The following is a 17668-nucleotide window of genomic DNA, read 5'->3' as shown; positions in this document are numbered from 1 at the left end:
GCCGCCGGAAGCCTGCTTAGAACACGCGCTCTTAGTACACCTGCCCTGCACGAAATCTCGAACACGGATTTGGTTCCTATGAATCGTCAATTTTGCGATGGAATCGCTCGCCGCGATGTTTTGCGTATCGGTGCCGCGAGCCTCGTAGGCATGCCGATGACGTTGTCCGGCCTGCTCGCGGCGGAAGCGAAGTCGGGCACGGAAGGACAACGTCGCGCCAAGGCGAAGTCGTTCATCTACGTGTTTCTCAAAGGGGGCTTAAGCACGATCGACACGTTCGACATGAAGCCGAACGCTCCGAGCGAATTCGCCGGCGACTTCCGCCCGATCGACTCCAACGTGCCGGGCATTCAAGTCGGCGAGCATATTCCTCGCATCTCGAAGCAGATGGACAAGCTCGCGCTGATCCGCTCATTCAACCAAAAGAGCAGCGACCACGGCGCGGCCGATCACTACATGCTCACCGGCTACTTCCCGCAAGCCGGCTTCAACGGCGGCCTTAGCCCGAACAACCACTTCCCGTCGTTCGGTTCGATTGTTGCGCAAAGTCTGGGTGCCCGCGGCTCGGTGCCGCCGTATGTCTGCTTGCCGCGCGCAGCGGCGAGCGGCGGCTCGGCCTACCTCGGCGCTTCGGCCGCTCCGTTCACGATCGAAGCCGATCCGAGCGCTCCGCGCTTCTCCGTGCCCGACGTGGTGCCGCCGCTGAACATCGCCGCCGACCGCCTCGAAGCTCGGCACGCCATGCTGGCGAAGATCGACCGTTTCCAGAAAGCGGGCGAAGTCCGCGCGAATGCCCAAGCCGGCGCGACGAGCGAGTTCCGTCGCCGGGCGTTCGATCTCATGACCTCGCCGGCCGCGAAGCAAGCGTTCGACATTCATGCCGAGCCGGCCGCGTTGCGCGATGCTTACGGTCGCCATACTCTCGGCCAATCGTGCCTCATGGCTCGTCGGCTCGTCGAGGCAGGCGTTCGCTGCGTGACGATCGACCATCACAACTGGGACACGCACGACAACAACTTCAACGTCCTCAAAACCGACCTGCTGCCGAAGCTCGACTCCGCGCTCAGCACGCTGCTCGAAGACCTCGCGACGCGCGGCCTGTTGGATTCGACCCTCGTCGTCATCAGCGGCGAGTTCGGCCGGACTCCGCGCATCAACAAGAACGCCGGACGCGATCACTGGGGCCCGGTGTATACCGTCATGATGGCCGGCGGCGGCATCAAGGGAGGGCGGGTCGAAGGCAAAAGCGACTCGCGCGCCGAGAAGCCGGCCGATCTGCCGCACGGCCCGGAAGACCTCGGGGCGACGATCTGCACCCTGATGGGCATCGATCCGGAAGCGGAGTTCCATACGCCCGAAGGTCGGCCGATTAAGATCGTCAACAGCGGTAAGCCGATTACGCCGTTGATGTAGTTGAGGAAAGTGGTCGGTAGTCAGTGGTCTGAGCAAGTGGTCTGAGCATTCGTGTTCGCGGAGATTTTCGGTCATGGTTCGTGCCCAGTGGACTCTCGTGATCGCAGCGGCCCTCTGCTGCACCGCCTCGTCGCTTCGCGCCGATGAGCCTGCGGCCCTATATATCTTCCCGGCCGGTGGGCAGCGCGGCACGACGGTCGACGTCCGCATCGGCGGCATGAACCTGCACGACGAATGCCCGCTCCATTGGCAAGGCTCGGGCATCGCCGCTCCGACCGTGATCCGCCGCACGAAGGGAATTTGGTTCGAAGGGCCGGTGATTCCGCTCCCCGATTCGCAACGTCAGGAAGATTACCCGAGCGAGTATGCCGCGAAGCTTCCGATCGCGAAAGACGCCGCCGTCGGTGAGCGACTCTGGCGGGTCTCCTCCAGCCAAGGAATTACTTCGGCGATGCGCTTCGTCGTCGGCGACGAGCCGGAAGTGATCGAGCAAGAGATCGACGGCGCGCCGATCCCGGTCGCCGTCACGATGCCTGTGACGATCAACGGTCGCGTCTTCCCGCGCGAAGACATCGACGAGTGGTCGTTCACGGCCAAGAAAGGGCGCGCCGTTCGGGTCGAAGTCAACGCCGCGCGGATCGGCTCGCCGCTCGACGCTCAGCTTGAGATCATCGACGCCACGGGTCGCCGACTGGCTCTCTCCGGCGATCACTTCGACGAAGACCCGCTGATCGTCTTCACGCCCCCTGCCGACGGAACCTATCGTGCCCGCATCTACGACGCCGCGTATCTCGGTCTGCAAACGCACGTCTATCGCCTCACCATCTCGGATCGTCCGCACGTTTTCAGCACGTACCCGCTCGGCGGCAAACGGGGCGCGACGACCGACATCGAACTCGTCGGTGTGAATGTCCCCAGCGTCGCTCAACCGCTCAAGATTCCGGCCGAGGCCGGCGTGGCGTTTCACGGCACGTTTGCCGTCGCCGGCGCCGTGACGAATCCGCTCGTGTTCGAGACCTCGATGTACGAAGAACGACGGGAGGCGGAACCGAACGACCAAGGGAAGTCGAGCCAGCCGAAGCTAAGCGCACCGACCGTCGCCAACGGACGGATCGCCGCGCCGGGAGACATCGACTACTGGCTGCTCGATGCCAAAAAGGCCGAGCCGCTCGATCTTGAAGTCCGCGCCGGCCGACTCGGTTCGGCGCTCGATTCCGTGTTGACGGTCGAAGATGAAACCGGCAAGCTCGTGATCGAAAACGACGACCTCAGCGGCAACGATTCCGATTCCAAACTTCGCTTCGTCCCTCCGGCCGACGGCACGTACCGCGTTCGGATTCAAGAACGCTCGGCGCAGCGCGGCGGCCCGGAGTTCGGCTATCGGCTCTACGTTACCACCGCCGCCGCTCCCGACTTTCAACTCACGTTCGGCAGCGATGTCGTCACGGCGCTGCGCGGAGCGTCGGGCAGGCTCAAGCTCAAGCTCGAACGCTTGGGTGGCTTCGCCGAGGCCGTCGATCTCGAGTTCGAGGGGCTACCCGTCGGCATCACCGCTTCGGCGAAGCAGATCCCGAAAGGCCGCAACGATCTCGACCTCACGTTTCAAGCGGCGGAAGCGGCCCCGATCGAGCTCGGCAACGTTCTAATCCGAGGCAAGGCGAGGATCGGCCGCGTCGAGAAGCTGGAAAAGGGAAAGATGGTCGTCGAAAACGAAGGGGTCGAGAAGACGGCCGTCGCTACGCTGGAGATCGCACCGCCGCAAAACAAACAACCCGGCCCGCGCGTCATCGCCACGAAGTTCGGCGATCCAGCCGAGCAGCGGCTCATGCTCGCCGTCGGCATTCCGACGCCGTTCAAGTCGGTCGCCGTGTTCGGCTTGCCGTTCGCCACGCGCGGCAGCGTGTTCATCAAGCGTTTCAACATCGAGCGCAACGGCTACACCGGCCCGCTCGAAGTCGCCTTGGCCGAGAAACAAATGCGGCACCTGCAAGGTGTGCAAGGCCGCAAGATGACGATCGCTCCGGGAGTCGACTCGTTCGACTATGCCGTTTATCTTCCGCCGTGGATGGAGCTCGCGCGCACAAGTCGGAGCGTCGTCACGCTGGTCGGCATCGTCGACGACGGCACCGGTCGCAAGCACAAAGTGAGCTTTACGTCGCAGCATCAGAACGAGCAGCTTTCGCTGATCATCGCGCCGGGCCGGATGAACCTCACGCTCACGCCCGAGACGATCGTGCCGACCTCGGAAATGCCGGCCGAAATCCACGTAAAGATCGATCGCGATGCCGGGCTCAACGGCCCGATCCGAGTCGAGCTCCTGCCGCCGCCGCACATCATGGGCCTGACGTCGGAGCCGTTCGTCGTGCCGGCCGGCGAGAACGACGCCGTGCTCAAGCTCCGTTTCGCCGGGGGTGCCGGGCCGTTCAACATGCCGCTCATGGTCCGCGCGACGCATGGCGAAGGGGAAGGCCGCATCGTCGCCGAAACGAACCTCACGGTCGTCGACTAAGCCTGCCGACGAGTTCAGCTCTTCGGAACTTTCGCAAGCCAACGGTCCAGTTGGTTCGCGAACGCCTGTCGATCCTTCAACGTGTAGTTGGCAGGGCCTCCCATGATTTGCCCTTCGCCGCGCAGCCCATCGAACAGATTCCGCACCGCGACGCGCTGCCCGACGTTCGCATCGCTGTAAAGCTCGCCGCGCGGATCGAGCGCCAAGCCTCCCTTAGCGACGACATCGGCCGCGAGCGGAATGTCGGCCGTGATGACCAAGTCGCCGGGTCCGACGAGTTCGACGATCTTCCGATCGGCGATGTTCATCCCCGACGGCACGAGAATCGTGTCGATGAATTCCGACTTCGGCGTCCGCAGCGATTGATTCGCGACGAGCGTCAGCTTCACCTTCGTCCGCTTCACGGCGCGATACAACAACTCCTTGATCATCGTCGGGCAAGCATCGGCATCGACCCAAATCTGCATGACGATTCTCGTTCGTGGTTCTTGGTTCGTAGTTCGTGGTCGGGAGCGCGCTTACTCGTCGCTCGGGCGCGTGCCGCGGCGCAGCGCCGCCGAGCCGAACTTCGCCGCGATTTGGTCCGCCACCCGGTCTAAACTTTTCAGCCGCTCTCGATCCGGCTCGTCGAACAGTTGTCGTTGCGAACTGCCCGAATGGTCGAAGCCGGTCACGCCGAAGCCGAGCAGCCGGACGGGCAAGTGCCGCGGCGGCAAGCGTTCGGTGAGCAGTGCCAGGCCTGCGTCGAGCAGTTCTTGCGTGATGTTCGTCGGTTGCGGCAACGTGACGGAGCGCGAGATCGTCTTGAAGTCGGCGAACCGGACCTTGAGATCGACGGTTCGTCCTTTCAGCGAGTGCCTGCGCAAACGTCGGGCCGTCTGTTCGACGAGCTCGACGAGCCACGCCCGCAGCAGTTCCATTTCGGCGATGTCCGCGGCGAAGGTCGTTTCGTTCGAGATCGATTTCGCTTCCCTGTCCGGCACGACGCGCCGATCGTCGATCCCGTGCGCGAGGCGGCGATAGTGTTCGCCGGCCGATCCGAACAGCGTGGTCAACGAGTCGGCCGACAGCAAGCGGAGTTGTCCGATCGTCCGAATGCCGATCTTCTCGAACGCTTGCCCCGTCACCTTCCCCACGCCCCACAACCGACCGACCGGAAGCGGATCGAGAAACTCCTGCACGCCGGCGGCATGGACTTCCACGAACCCGTCGGGCTTGCCGACGTCGCTCGCGATCTTCGCGAGAAACTTATTCGGCGCCGTGCCGACCGACGCGACGAGCCCAAGCTCTGCGCGAATGCGGCGTTTGATTTGCCGCCCGATCTCGGCCGAGGAACCGAAGATCGATTCGCTGCCGGTGACGTCGAGAAACGCCTCGTCGAGCGACAACGGCTCGACCAGCGGCGTAAATTGCTCGAAGATCGTCCGAATCTTCCGCGACTCCGCGGCGTAGCGATCCATGCGCGGCTTCAAAGTAACCGCATGCGGACAGAGCCGCCGCGCAACGGACGACGCCATCGCGCTATGCACGCCGTATTTCCGCGCTTCGTAGTTGGCCGCCGCGACGACGCCGCGCCCTTCCGCCGTCCCTCCGACGACGACCGGCTTGCCGACGAGCGACGGATCGTCGCGCTCTTCGACCGAAGCGTAAAAGGCGTCCATGTCGACGTGGAGAATCATGAGGCGCGGTCCTCGCTCCGACGAACGGGCACTCTTGCGCAGGTCCGCGAGCTCTGCCGATGTCAACCGTTTCCGTAGCCCGACATGCCCTGGTCGCGCTTCAAGACGGTCACCGATTGCTGTACCCCGAGATACAGCTCGTGGCGTCGCGGGTCGTAAGGGTCGTAGAGCACGGTTGCGCCGGGGTTGGTTACGGTCAGCAGCGGCTGAACGACCTTCTGCTCCAGCGTCGCCTTCCCTTCCAGCGTCTCCCCTTGATGCTCGAACGTATAAGCGATCTTCCATTGCGTGTTGTTCTTCTTGAGCGACACTCGGGCGATGTCGAGCGTCGAGGCGGCGATCGCCGTGCCGTCGCGAGCGAGGGCGAGTCGTCGCGAACGAAGCCGCTCGGCATAGATCAAGCCACCTAAAACAATCAAAGCTACGACACCGGCCACGACCCACAGCCCGATCGCTTCCGACGCATAAGTGCCTCCTCCATCGAGCGTCGCGCGGGGCTTCGCCACGCCGGGCTTCTCCGGCAGATAGGCCACCTTCAGTTCGGTCCCCATCCGCAGTTCGTTATATTCATGATCGGAGAGATCGATGCTCAAGTTATGCGGCATTCCGTCGACGAAATAGGCGTAATTCGCCCGCGGTGCGTGCCCGTTTTTTCCCGTCTTGCGCGCCGTCTTACCTACGACGCGCGCGATCGCGTCGACGCCGTGATCGCGCAGCGCCGTCCAATTGGCTTGGCTGTTTCTCCCGAGCAGCGTCAGGCCGCCGGGCACCAAGATCAACACCAGCAGAAGGATCCAGCGCACCACATGCACGCCCATCCGCTGCTTCACGGTGCGCGGCGTAGGCTGCTGCAGCTCCGGCTCGATCACATGCTCGGGTGCGACTTCTTCGTGCTCGGCTTCCTGCGAGCCGTCGTCCGCGGCGTCGTCTTCAAGCTCGGAACGATAATCGTCTTCGTATTCTTCGGCACACATGCTCGGCTCGATTCTTAACCGGAGGTTCGACTTTCGCCGGAAGCGGCAAGTAAATTTAGCTCATCGCGCTCGCGAAACAAAACGATTTGTAATGAATTTATGTTTCGCAGACTCGCTCTACCGCGTGCCGGTCAGCAGACCGCAGTGGATCGCCGTCGGCTCGACCTCGCCGGCCGTGAAGCCGATCGACCGGAGCATCGCACGGTATTCGTTCGCACTGTAGGCCCGTCCTTCCGTGAGCGTGAAGAGGGCCGCCGAATACAGGGCGATCGGCAACGGGCCGTCGAGGGCATCGTTGAGGAACACGTCGTGAATCACGATTCGCCCGCCGGCCCCCTGTCCGGCTCCCTGTTCAGCAGGCGGCAGCGCATCGGCGGCGCGAGCCAGCAACGTCGTGCATTCCGGCAAGTCCCAATCGTGCAAGATGTTCGACAGCAACACCACGTCGCAGCCGGTCGGCAACGGATCGGCGAACATATCGCCGGGCACAAGCTCGACCCGCTCGTTCACCCCATACGCCGCGGTCATCTCGGCAGCCACCTTCAGCACCTCGGGCCTGTCGAACACGATCGCTTTCAACTCGGGATTCTTCTGCACCAAGGCGATCGAATAGATTCCGGTGCCGCCGCCGAGATCTAAGAGGATCTTCGCGCCGTCTAAGTTCAACTGCGCGGCGACGGCCGGAGCGACGTTCTTTGCCCGACCGGCGAGCGCAAGCGTCAGATGCCGAGCCGACGCTTCTTGCTCCATTGCCGACGGCATTCCCTCGCGATAAATAAACGCGGCACCGTCGCCGGCGCTCGCCGTCGGCAGAGCCGGTTCGCATGGCGGCGCAACGCCGTAGGGTCGGTTCGTGCGGAGTCGTTCGACCATCCCGACGACGCCCGGCGCTTCCGCGGCGAGGCCGAGATAGTCGCCGACGTAAAACGAACCACCGGCCATGAGATGTTCGCGCGCAACGACCGTCGGCAAGATTCGTCCAGCGCCGTCGAGCTCGAGCAAGTTCATCGCACGCAATGCCGTGAACAGCACGACGGCCGGACGAGCCGCCAGACCGAGCTTCGCGGCCAGTTCCGCGGGCCTGCTCGGCTGCGCCGCGGCATGCTCGAAGAGGTTGAAATGCGCCACGGCGGCCGTCAGCAACTCACTGCCGTAAGAGCCGCGGAAGTGCTCGAAGATCGGCGTGGGATCGGTGGTCGGAGTCGTGAGCGCAGAGAGTGGCATAGGAAACGAGTTTGCGAGAAACGGAAAAGGAGACGCGCGCGATTGATTAGCTTACGGCAGTTTACCCCAAAGCTTTTCCAACAGCGCATAAGCGCGCGGGTCGTGCAGCTTGAGCTCGCTACGGACGAAGGGATAAAAATCGTTCGTGCCGATGTACGCTTCCGACAACTCGGCGAAGTATTCCATCGGAGTCGTGAGGGCGTAGTGCTTCGTCGTGTTCCCTTGGATGTGGAGCACCTTGTCGTAGATGCCGGCCTGCTTGGCGGAATCGTAGGCCGCGCGCACCTCGGCGTGGTCGAAACCGAGAACCTGGTCGTGGTACGCATGGGCCAGCTCATGCAACACGCACCAAGGTTGCACGCGCCGATGATGCAGGTCGACGAACCGACCGGCGGCCGGAATGTGAACCATCTTCACCAACTTCGGATCGTATCCATGATCGCTGAGCCAACCGGCGCCGGGATGGTACTGCATATTGGTGAGCCGGCCATGATCGAGATCGACGACGATCGTCACCGCGCGCAGCTTGGCAAGCGCGTCGGCAGGCATGATCTCGCTCAACTCATAGAGATTCGCGGCCAGCAATCGCTCGGCGCGGCGACCGAGCTCGGCATGTTCTCCCGAGAGCAAGCGCTGATCGATCAATAGCCGCCACCCTTCGGGCTTCTTCTCCGTGCGCTCGATCTTCGGCGGCGTATCCCTTTCGACCGGCGCAGCCCCGCGCGCGGCAAAGACCGACATCGACGACAGCAACATCACCAGCGGAACGAGACGCATGTCGAAAACTCCCGAGACTCGTGATTCTTAATCCTGCGCTTCATCCAGCTTGCGTCGAGCCACGCGCCTGCTACTCACGCGTAACACGGCCAGCCAACACCCGAGAAACAGCAATGTACAGGCAAACACGACCGCGGCGCGAGACGGATTGTGATTCAATCGGTATGCCCCGACGGCATGAAACGCCCCCCAACCGAGAACGCCGAGGATGATGAGCTTGGTAAGCGTACGCTGGTGCATGAGGCGCTAAGAAAGGCAGAAGTCAGAAACTAGAAACCAGAAAAGGAACCGAGTCGCTATCGAGACCGCTCTTCGCTTGCGATTTCGCAGACACACCGGATCGCGGCGTATGCACCTCTCGCGCAAGCATCCGGCGATGCATTATAGCAATCCCGGCCCCGCTCGCCGGCGTCGCGAAGGTGCGGCTCTTTTGCCGTAGACGGACGTGGCCGGCGCGGTAGATTCACCCTCTGCGGATCACGCGCCTCACCGGCCTGCCGCACCCTCTCTCCTTCGTATTCGGAGCCGAAGCCGTATGAAGTTTCGTCCGCTCGGTCGTACAGGGCTCGATCTCTCTTGGCTCAGCTTCGGGGCCTCGTCGCTCGGCGCCGAGTTTCGCGGCGTCGACATCAACGAAGCGATGCAAAGCGTGCATACGGCGCTCGATCTCGGCATGAACTTCATCGACACCTCGCCCTTCTACGGTCGCGGCATGAGCGAGGTCTTGCTCGGGCTCACCCTGCGCGACGTCCCGCGCTCGAGCTATTATCTCGGCACCAAGCTCGGGCGCTACGATGCCGCGCATTTCGATTTCTCCGCCAAGCGGGTCGTCGAAAGCGTCGACGTCAGTTTGCATCGCTTGGGAGTCGACCATTTCGATATCATGCTCTGCCACGACCTCGAGTTCGTTGAAATGAGCCAGATCGTCGAAGAGACGCTTCCCGCGCTCCGCAAGATTCGCGATCAAGGGAAAGTGCGGTTCATCGGCGTCAGCGGCTATCCGATGAAGATGTTTCGCTATGTGCTCGATCATGCCGAGCTCGATGTCATTTTATCGTACAACCATTACACGCTGCAAAACACGATGCTCGCGGACTTGGTGCCGTACTTGAAATCGAAGCACGTCGGCATCATGAACGCCGCCCCGTTCTCCGCCCGCCTGCTCACGAACCAGCCGCTCCCGAAATGGCACAAGGCCACGCCCGAGGTGCGCGACTGCGCAAAACGGGCCTCGGACCATTGCGCGAAGCACGGCATCGACATCGCACAGCTGGCGCTCCAGTATTCGATCGACAACGAAGACCTGACGACCTGCGTCGTCGGCTCGGCGAATCCGGCGAACGTGCGCAAATGGGTCCAGTGGTCGGAACAGCCGATCGACCGAAAGCTCCTGGCCGATACGTTGGAGATCCTCCAGCCGATTCACAACTGGTTTTACATCGAAGGCCGGCCGGAGAATAACGATCCGCTCTAGCGGCTTTGCGCTCCGCAGCGGCTGGCCCGCGAAATCGCAAGCGTGGCCACGGTCTCGATAGCGACTACGTTCCTTTTCTGGTTTCTAGTTTCCGACTTCTCCCTTTTCTACGCACGCCCATGAAAGCTCTCCAACTCGCCGAACCGAAACATTGGCAGCGCATCGAGATCGCCGAGCCTGCGAAGCCCGCCGCCGACGAAGCGCTCGTGCGGGTACACAACGTCGGCATTTGCGGAACCGATCTGAGCGGCTATCTCGGTAAGATGCCGTTCTTCAGCTATCCGCGCATTCCCGGCCATGAGCTCGGCGTGGAAGTCGTCGAGGTCGGCAGCGACGTGACGAACGTGAGGCCCGGCGATCGGTGCGCGGTCGAGCCGTATATCAATTGCCGCAAATGCTACGCCTGCTTGCGCGGTCGCAACAACTGCTGCGAGAAGCATCAAACGCTCGGGGTCCATTGCGACGGCGGATTGCGGCCTTATTTTCTCGTCCCTGCCCGCAAGTTGCACATCTCGAAGAAGCTGGCCTTCGAGCAACTCGCGCTCGTCGAGACGTTGGCGATCGGCTACCACGCCGTCGAACGGTCGGCGCTGAAGGCCGACGAATCGTGCCTCATCATCGGTGCCGGGCCGATCGGCTTAGCGACGCTCGAGTTCGTGAAGCTCACCGGCGCGAAGACGATCGTGCTCGACGTGAACGACGGCCGACTCGAATTCTGCCGACGCACGATGGGGATCGAACACACGCTGAAGCCGAGCGAAAACCTGGAGAAAGAACTGCGCGAACTGACCGACGGCCATCTGCCCGACGTCGTCATCGACGCCTCGGGCAGCGTAGCCTCGATGTCGAATGCGTTCACGCTCATTTGCCACGGCGGCCGGCTCGTCTTCGTCGGCATCACCACCGAAGAGGTGAAGTTCCGGCATCCGCTTTTTCATCGACCGGAAGGGACTCTGCTTTGCAGCCGCAACGCACTCTCGCCCGACTTCTCGAACATTATCCAGTTGATCGAGGCCGGTAAGATCGACACCGGACCTTGGATCACGCACCGAGCGAAGTTCGAAGACTTAATCGATGTCTTCCCATCGTACGTGAAACCGGAAACCGGCGTCATCAAAGCGGTCGTGGAAGTGGGAGAATAGAGGAAGGGGCCAGGGGTCGGAGGTCGGGGGTCAGTCAAACACGACGACACCGGCCCCACCATCGCAGCCGTTACCCCGCTTGCGGTTTCGCGATCTGTTCCCGTAGCGCATCGACCGCCTTCTGCAACTGCGGATCGGCGTTAATGGCATCGATCGCGGGCTCAACCGCCGGTTTTGCATCGGCTGGCTTTCCATCAACCGGTTTCGCGGCCGACGGAGTCGCGGAAGGTGCCCCGGACGGCAGCGGCGGCGATGCCGTAGCGCTCGGCACGGCGAGAGGTGTGGCATTCGGAGTCGCGCTCGGCGTGGCGCTCGGTTTCGTCAGCGGCGGCTTTTCGCCTGGCCGATGGACGATGTCGCGATCGCGGCGGCGTTGCATCATCGTCAACTCCGTTTTCTCATCGAGCTTCACTTCATAGCCCGGCGAAGGTTGTACGCCCCACTCCTCGTCTTCCTTGGCGTCGGGTCGGCGATGGATATTCTTTTCGCTCGGCCGCCAATAGCTGGCGATGGTGAGTCGCAACAGGCTCTTGCCCCCTTCGAGCTCGATGGGAGTTTGCACCGTCCCTTTGCCGAACGTTCGCGTGCCGACGACGATGGCCCGCTGGTTGTCTTGCAAACACGCCGCGACGATTTCGCTGGCGCTCGCGCTGTCGCCGTTGACGAGCACGGCCAACGGCAGATCCGGATAGGGAGCCGCGCCGGTCGCTTCATAACGCTCTCGTTCCCGGCCTCCGCGCTCGCGGATCGTTACGATCACCCCTTGCTTGATAAACTGATCGCAGACTTCATTCGCTGCCGTCAGTAAACCGCCTGGATTGTTGCGCATGTCGAGCACGAGCCCGCGCACGTGTTTGTCGCGGCATTGCTCGAGCGCTTTGCGTAGTTCCTCGATCGTCTTTTCGCCAAAGTGCGCGATCCGGATGTAACCGATCGTCGGATCGGCTGCGAGCGTGTAGTCCCATTTGCCGTCGGGCGAACGTCGATCGCCGAGTACGCTGTCGACGTTGATGATCGCGCGACGAATCTCGATCTCTTTCGGTTCGGTTTCTCCTTGATGCAAGATCGTGAGCTTCACGATCTCTCCCGGCTTGCCGCGCAACAGCCGCATCGCGTCGTGGGTGGTGAAGCCTTTTGTTTCCTTGTCGCCGATCTTCAGGATCTTATCGCCGGCCATCATGCCGTTTTCGTATGCCGGCGAACCGACGAGCGGACTCAACACCGACAGGATCTTCGTTTCTCGATCCAAGGTAATCTCGACGCCGATGCCGCCGAATTCTTGCCCGAGTTGTTCCCGAAACTCCTTCGTTTCCGACTCTCCATGGTAGCCGGAATACGGATCGCCGAGCTTTTCGACCAGCCCGTCCATCGCTCCCTCGAAGAGCTTGCGCTCGTCGACTTCATACAGATAACGGTCTTTGATATCGCCGAGCGCCGTAACGAACGTGTCGAACATCGAACCGTAGCGACTGCGATGCGCGCTGTCGGCCCGGTGGTAGCAGACGAACGACACCACGAAGATCAGGAACAGAATATGCAAGTTGCGGCGCGGCATAAGACGAGCGTTCCGAATTCCGGGAACCGAACGAAGAGACCCGTATCATGGTATCCGCCCGGGAGCAAACCGGGCAAGGCGACGCAATTCGCTCCCGAGACTCTTGCCTCGCCGTTCGCAGACCCGCATGATGAACCGAACGCATGAACGCCGCTTCGCTCGCTTATTTTATGAGGCTTCGATGTTTCGCTCGCTGCTTGTCATCGGACTTTCCGTATTCGCCGCTCTGCCGGCGCAGGCCCAAGTCGCCGAAAAGATTCCGCCGGCCCTCGATGAATATAAGGGGCGCGAGATCGCGCAGACGATGCACTACGCCGGAGCCGACTGGCTGACCCGCGAATCGCGCGACCGCGAAGAAGACTGCTTGAAGCTCATGCGCGAGCTCAAGCTGAAGCCCGACCAAGTTATCTGCGATATGGGCTGCGGCAACGGTTTCTACACACTCCGAGTCGCCAAGCGCATCGGGCCGAAGGGACTCGTCTACGCGGTCGACATCCAGCCCGAGATGCTCAGCTTGCTCAACGAGCGGGCCGCGGCGGAGCGGTTGAAGAACGTCAAGCCGATCTTAGGCACGGTCGTCGATCCGTTGCTGCCGGCCGATTCATGCGATCTGATTATTTGCGTCGACGTCTACCATGAGTTCTCGCATCCCGAGCAGATGCTGCGGGCCATGCGCAAGGCGCTCAAGCCCGACGGGAGACTGGTGCTCGTCGAGTTCCGCATGGAAGATCCGAAAGTGCCGATCAAGATGGAACACAAGATGAGCAAGGAACAGATCCTCAAGGAACTGCCGCCAAACGGCTTCAAGCTCGTCGAGCAGTTCGACGGCTTGCCTTGGCAACACGTCATGTGGTTTGCGCGCGACGATGCAAAATAAGTCGACGCGAAATAGACGATCCCGGCATTCCCGTACGATTGTGCGATCATGACGTTCACTCGGCTACTATTCGCGGCGCTTTGCTGTTTCGCGCTCAGCGGTTGCAACGAGCGCGACTCGAAAACCCCGCGCGGCGACTATGAGCCGCGCGTCGGCGATATTCTGTTTCAATCGTTGCCGCACAACGCTTTGGTCGACGCGATCGAAGGGGCGAGCAAGTCGCCGTATTCGCATTGCGGTATCGTGGCCGATAAGGGTGGCGCTTGGGTCGTCATCGAAGCGACGGGCCCCGTGGTCGTCGAGACAAGGCTCGACCCCTGGATCTACAACGGCCGGGGTAATCGTTTCGCCGTCTATCGGTTCGACGAAAAGTATTCGCCCAAAATCGACGCGGTCGTCCAAGCGGCACGTAAGCAGCTCGGCAAACCGTACGATATTCATTACGAATTCGACGACGAGAAGATCTACTGCTCGGAGCTCATCTTTAAAGCGTTTCGCGACGTGACGGGAGAAGAACTCGGCACGATTCGCAAACTCGGCGAGCTGGATTGGAAACCGCATGAGGCGGTGATTCGGCAAATCGAGCGCGGCGGCTTGCCCCTCGAGCGACCGATGATTACGCCGCACGATGTTTCGATCGCCAAGCAATTGCAATTGCACTACCGCAAAGGGCTCTAGCGCTAGCGCACGCGCCGGAGTGCGGCAAGTAGTTCGTCGATCATCGCCGGTGTGTGCCCGAAGCTCAGGCTCAGCCGCAGCCTCGACGCTCCGGCAGGGACCGACGGTGGCCGAATCGGCGGGACGAGAAAGCCCGCCTCGCGAAGCGCCGCGGCGAGATGCAGCGTCCGTTCCGCGGAGCCGGTCATGAGCGGAACGATCTGACTTGCCGATGGTCCGATATCCCAACCAGCGGCGGCGAGCGCGCGCCGTAAGCCCTCGGCTCGCTCCAGCAATTCGCGGCGCCGCTCGGGCTCCTTGCACACGATCTCCACTGCCGCCGCGGAAGCCGCTGCGGCGGCGCTAGGGAGCGCGGTCGAGAATACATACGGCCGAGCTCGATTGACGAGCCACTCGATGAGCGAACGCCGACCGACGACGAAGCCGCCGATGCTGCCGAGCGCTTTGCTCAGCGTGCCGATTCGCACGTCGACTCGATCTTCGATGCCGAACGCCTCGCAAGAGCCTCGACCTGCCGCCCCGAAAACACCGGTCGCATGCGCTTCATCGACGGCGAGCATGCAGTCGTACCGGTCGGCGATTTCGGCGAGTGCTCCGAGCGGGGCGAAATCGCCGTCCATGCTGAACAAGCCGTCCGTGACGATCAACCTGCGCCGAAACTTCGCGGCGTCGGCGCACATCGCTTCGAGCGCCGCAGCATCTCCGTGCGGATAGACGCGAACTTCGGCTTTCGACAATCGACAACCATCGACGATGCTCGCGTGGTTCAGCGCGTCGCTGAAGACGACATCGCCTCGACCGACCAAAGCGGTGATCGTACCGACGTTCGCCCCGTAGCCGGTCGTAAACAAGAGCGCTGCTTCGGTTTCTTCGAACTCGGCGAGCAGCTGCTCCAAGCACGCGTGCGATGCCGCATGCCCGACGACGAGCGGACTCGCACCACTCCCCCACCCTTCGCGCTCGGCCGCCGTAGCGGCAGCGGCGGCGAGACGTGGATCGGCTGCGAGGGCGAGGTAGTCGTTCGAGCCGAAGTTGATGAACTTACAGTCGGCTATGCGTAACTCAGCCCCCTGCGGACCTGCATGCGTGCGGAGATGCCGATCAAGGTCCGCAGCCGCGAGCCCGCGCAATTCTTCGTCGATCCAAGCGAGGCGATCGGGCGGGCTCATCCTTTGCGACCGGCAGGCTTCTTCACGGGCTTCGTCGTCGTCTTGGCGGCAGCGACCGACGGCTTCTTTACATCCGTGGCGGGACCTTTCCGATGCGCGAGTTGCACGATCGCGTCGTACTCCGCTTTACTTACCGGTTGCACCGAAAGGCGCGAGCCGCGCTTGAGAAGTTCCATTTGCGCAAGCGCCGCCACGCCGCGCAGCTCTTCGAGCGGCAGCACGCGCGGAAAGATCTCGTCGAGCTTGATGTCGACCATGTACCAGATCGGGTTGAGCGCCGTGTGCTTCGGGTCGTAATGATCGTCGGCCGAGTCTTGCGCCGTGTGGTCGGGATAGCCGGGCTTCACGATCGTCGCCGTACCCGCCACGGCCGGCGGATCGGCGCTGGAGTGGTAGAAGAGCACCTGGTCGCCGGGGCGCATGTCGTCGCGCATGAAGTTCCGCGCTTGATAGTTGCGCACGCCGCTCCAATAGGTCGTTTGGTTTTTCGCGGCGGCGAGATGCTGAATCGAAAAACAATCCGGTTCGCTCTTCAAAAGCCAATAGCGAGCAGCAGACATGGCAGCGAGATTCCTTAAGGCGTACGCTCTTCATTCCCTAGCCCGCCGCACATGCGGCGGTGCTCTCGGCTGGAAATTGTAATCGTTCGCCCGAGACAATTCGTAGCCGTGCGGAACTATGCGACAGCCGGCTGCGTATAAGCTAAAATCGGCGCCGGCTCGCCGCCCCACTTCTTATGCTAACTTTCGCCGTAGCAATGGTTTATGCGTTGCCGAAATTGTTTAGGCAAGATTCTGCGCCGCAGCGGTAACTATCCCTCCGACGGACGACGACGGGAAAACTTCTTCGATGGCACTCCCCACTCCACAACCGGCGATTGATTGGTCGGCCGAGCTCTCCCGGCACGACCGTTGGCTACGCTGCGTCGTCATGGCGCGGCTTGGTGAACGCCAAGGAGTGGAAGAAGTGCTGCAAGAAGTGTCGCTCGCGGCCGTGCGTCAGAAAGCGCCGATCCAAGACGCGGCGAAGACCGGGCCTTGGCTCTATCGCTTGGCGGTCACGCAGTCGCTGCTTTATCGTCGCAAGATGGGCCGGAAGCGGAAGCTCGTCGAGCGCTATGCCGAGCGCATCCGACCGAGCGAAGATCAAGCACGCTGCGAAGATCCGCTCGACTGGTTATTGGGAGACGAGCGGCGGCAATTGATCCGCGTCGCGCTGAAGCAATTGCCGCCGCGCGATGCGGAAATCTTGTTGCTGAAGTACGTCGAAGATTGGGGATACCATCAAATCGCCGCGCGACTCGGAATCAGCCATAGCGCGGTGGAGACACGATTGCACAGAGCTCGAGCGAAGATGCGTGCCGCGCTCGCCGAGCTCCAGGTGGTCGAGAGTTAGATGCGAATCGAGAACGATGGGTCGAGAGTTACGATGCCGTTTCGAAGCAAGGGTTAGGCTATGAACGAAGACCTCTTAACGCCCGAAGATCAACGCACGCTCGACCGCTTGGTCGACGGCGAACTGAACGAAGGGGAACGGCGCGCGATCCTCTTACGGCTCGAGCACTCGCCCGACGGTTGGCGTCGGTGTGCGTTGGCGTTTCTCGAAGCGCAAGCCTGGAAGCTCGAAGCCCGCGCGGTCGTTACCGAGCCGGCCCCTGCGACGCCGAAAAGCTCGACGACGAGCGATTCGAGGATCCAGCCCGCAAGCTTGGCCCGCAAGACTTGGAACGGTCTCTCCGTGTGGGTTCCCAGCGTGCTGGCCGCAGGGGTGTTGATCGCGGTCATCTATCCGCAGTGGAACGGTCGGTGGAATAAGGAAACGTACGTGCCCGTCGCCCGGCAGAGCGATCCGCAGTTGCCTGCCGGTGCGCCGGCTTATGCGAACTCCGGGCGTGGTTCGGAGAACGTGCGGCTGGTCGTCGCTCCCGGTCCCGGCGGGGAGCAGCGCGTGGTCGACGTGCCGTTGATCGAGCCGGACAAAATGAACGAAGCGCTCTTCGGGCAAATCGGGCAACAGTTGACGCCCGAGATGGTCAAGACATTGGAGCAAAACGGCAATCGCGTGGTGCGGGAACGGCGCTTGATGCCGATCACGCTCGGCGATGGTCGCCGCGTGGTCGTGCCCGTCGAGCAAGTCGAGATTCGGCCGCTCGGCAACCAAGCTTTTCAATAGTAAGCCTTCCCATAGCGGAGATTCG

The 17668-nt window shown here is 62.2% G+C and carries 17 protein-coding genes; 8 read left to right on the top strand and 9 right to left on the bottom strand.

The annotated features are described in order from the left end of the window. The first annotated feature begins 78 nt into the window (after window positions 1–78). Together K8U03_01815 and K8U03_01810 are read left to right on the top strand one after the other, a co-directional pair. Complete coding sequence (locus K8U03_01815) at window positions 79–1413, top strand: DUF1501 domain-containing protein (GenBank protein ID MCE9603620.1); 1335 nt, start codon at window positions 79–81, stop codon at window positions 1411–1413. Window positions 1414–1486: 73 nt separating this feature from the next. Further along, window positions 1487–3922, top strand: a complete 2436-nt coding sequence (locus K8U03_01810) for a PPC domain-containing protein (GenBank protein MCE9603619.1) — start codon at window positions 1487–1489, stop codon at window positions 3920–3922. 14 nt (window positions 3923–3936) lie between these two features. Here K8U03_01810 and K8U03_01805 read toward each other — a convergent pair whose 3' ends face one another. The 6 genes from K8U03_01805 to K8U03_01780 form a co-directional block, all read right to left on the bottom strand. Then, entirely contained in the window at window positions 3937–4389 is a 453-nt protein-coding gene (locus K8U03_01805; GenBank protein MCE9603618.1) for a YaiI/YqxD family protein, read from the bottom strand. Between the two features lie 51 nt (window positions 4390–4440). Next, the gene (gene dinB / locus K8U03_01800) at window positions 4441–5601 is read right to left on the bottom strand and encodes a DNA polymerase IV (GenBank protein MCE9603617.1); all 1161 of its coding nucleotides are present in this window, start codon (window positions 5599–5601) and stop codon (window positions 4441–4443) included. Window positions 5602–5663: 62 nt separating this feature from the next. Next, window positions 5664–6575 (bottom strand): DUF3592 domain-containing protein, encoded by a 912-nt coding sequence (locus tag K8U03_01795; GenBank protein MCE9603616.1) that lies wholly within the window; start codon window positions 6573–6575, stop codon window positions 5664–5666. A 117-nt stretch (window positions 6576–6692) separates the two neighbouring features. After that, entirely contained in the window at window positions 6693–7799 is a 1107-nt protein-coding gene (locus tag K8U03_01790) for a methyltransferase domain-containing protein (protein MCE9603615.1), read from the bottom strand. A 51-nt stretch (window positions 7800–7850) separates the two neighbouring features. After that, a complete protein-coding gene (locus K8U03_01785) occupies window positions 7851–8576 on the bottom strand; it encodes a metallopeptidase (GenBank protein ID MCE9603614.1) in 726 nt (241 codons plus the stop codon). 27 nt (window positions 8577–8603) lie between these two features. After that, window positions 8604–8816, bottom strand: coding sequence for a hypothetical protein (locus K8U03_01780; GenBank protein MCE9603613.1), 213 nt, complete (start codon window positions 8814–8816; stop codon window positions 8604–8606). 295 nt (window positions 8817–9111) lie between these two features. On the opposite strand from K8U03_01780, the gene K8U03_01775 reads away from it, so the two are divergent. Then, window positions 9112–10050, top strand: coding sequence for an aldo/keto reductase (locus K8U03_01775; protein ID MCE9603612.1), 939 nt, complete (start codon window positions 9112–9114; stop codon window positions 10048–10050). A gap of 119 nt (window positions 10051–10169) precedes the next feature. After that, window positions 10170–11192 carry a zinc-binding alcohol dehydrogenase family protein gene (locus K8U03_01770; GenBank protein MCE9603611.1) on the top strand — a complete coding sequence of 341 codons (1023 nt, stop codon included), beginning with the start codon at window positions 10170–10172 and terminating at the stop codon, window positions 11190–11192. Between the two features lie 70 nt (window positions 11193–11262). Here K8U03_01770 and K8U03_01765 read toward each other — a convergent pair whose 3' ends face one another. Further along, a complete protein-coding gene (locus K8U03_01765; protein ID MCE9603610.1) occupies window positions 11263–12747 on the bottom strand; it encodes a PDZ domain-containing protein in 1485 nt (494 codons plus the stop codon). 181 nt (window positions 12748–12928) lie between these two features. On the opposite strand from K8U03_01765, the gene K8U03_01760 reads away from it, so the two are divergent. After that, on the top strand, window positions 12929–13624 hold the full coding sequence (locus K8U03_01760) for a class I SAM-dependent methyltransferase (protein ID MCE9603609.1): 696 nt from the start codon (window positions 12929–12931) through the stop codon (window positions 13622–13624). Window positions 13625–13672: 48 nt separating this feature from the next. Continuing rightward, window positions 13673–14302 carry a hypothetical protein gene (locus tag K8U03_01755; protein ID MCE9603608.1) on the top strand — a complete coding sequence of 210 codons (630 nt, stop codon included), beginning with the start codon at window positions 13673–13675 and terminating at the stop codon, window positions 14300–14302. Window positions 14303–14304: 2 nt separating this feature from the next. On the opposite strand, the gene bioF is transcribed toward K8U03_01755, so the two are convergent. Then, window positions 14305–15471, bottom strand: coding sequence for an 8-amino-7-oxononanoate synthase (bioF, locus tag K8U03_01750; GenBank protein ID MCE9603607.1), 1167 nt, complete (start codon window positions 15469–15471; stop codon window positions 14305–14307). Next, window positions 15468–16031: an EVE domain-containing protein gene (locus tag K8U03_01745; GenBank protein ID MCE9603606.1), complete on the bottom strand. Its 564-nt coding sequence runs from the start codon at window positions 16029–16031 to the stop codon at window positions 15468–15470. Before K8U03_01745 ends, bioF begins: the two co-directional genes overlap by 4 nt. A gap of 289 nt (window positions 16032–16320) precedes the next feature. On the opposite strand from K8U03_01745, the gene K8U03_01740 reads away from it, so the two are divergent. Next, on the top strand, window positions 16321–16866 hold the full coding sequence (locus K8U03_01740; GenBank protein MCE9603605.1) for an RNA polymerase sigma factor: 546 nt from the start codon (window positions 16321–16323) through the stop codon (window positions 16864–16866). 60 nt (window positions 16867–16926) lie between these two features. Beyond that, the gene (locus K8U03_01735; GenBank protein MCE9603604.1) at window positions 16927–17643 is read left to right on the top strand and encodes a hypothetical protein; all 717 of its coding nucleotides are present in this window, start codon (window positions 16927–16929) and stop codon (window positions 17641–17643) included. The last annotated feature ends 25 nt before the right edge of the window (window positions 17644–17668 follow it).

The organism is Planctomycetia bacterium (assembly GCA_021413845.1).
Classification (GTDB): Bacteria; Planctomycetota; Planctomycetia; order Pirellulales; family PNKZ01; genus PNKZ01.
Note: the sequence above shows the minus strand (reverse complement) of the source record. Positions and strands in the feature narration are given on the sequence as shown.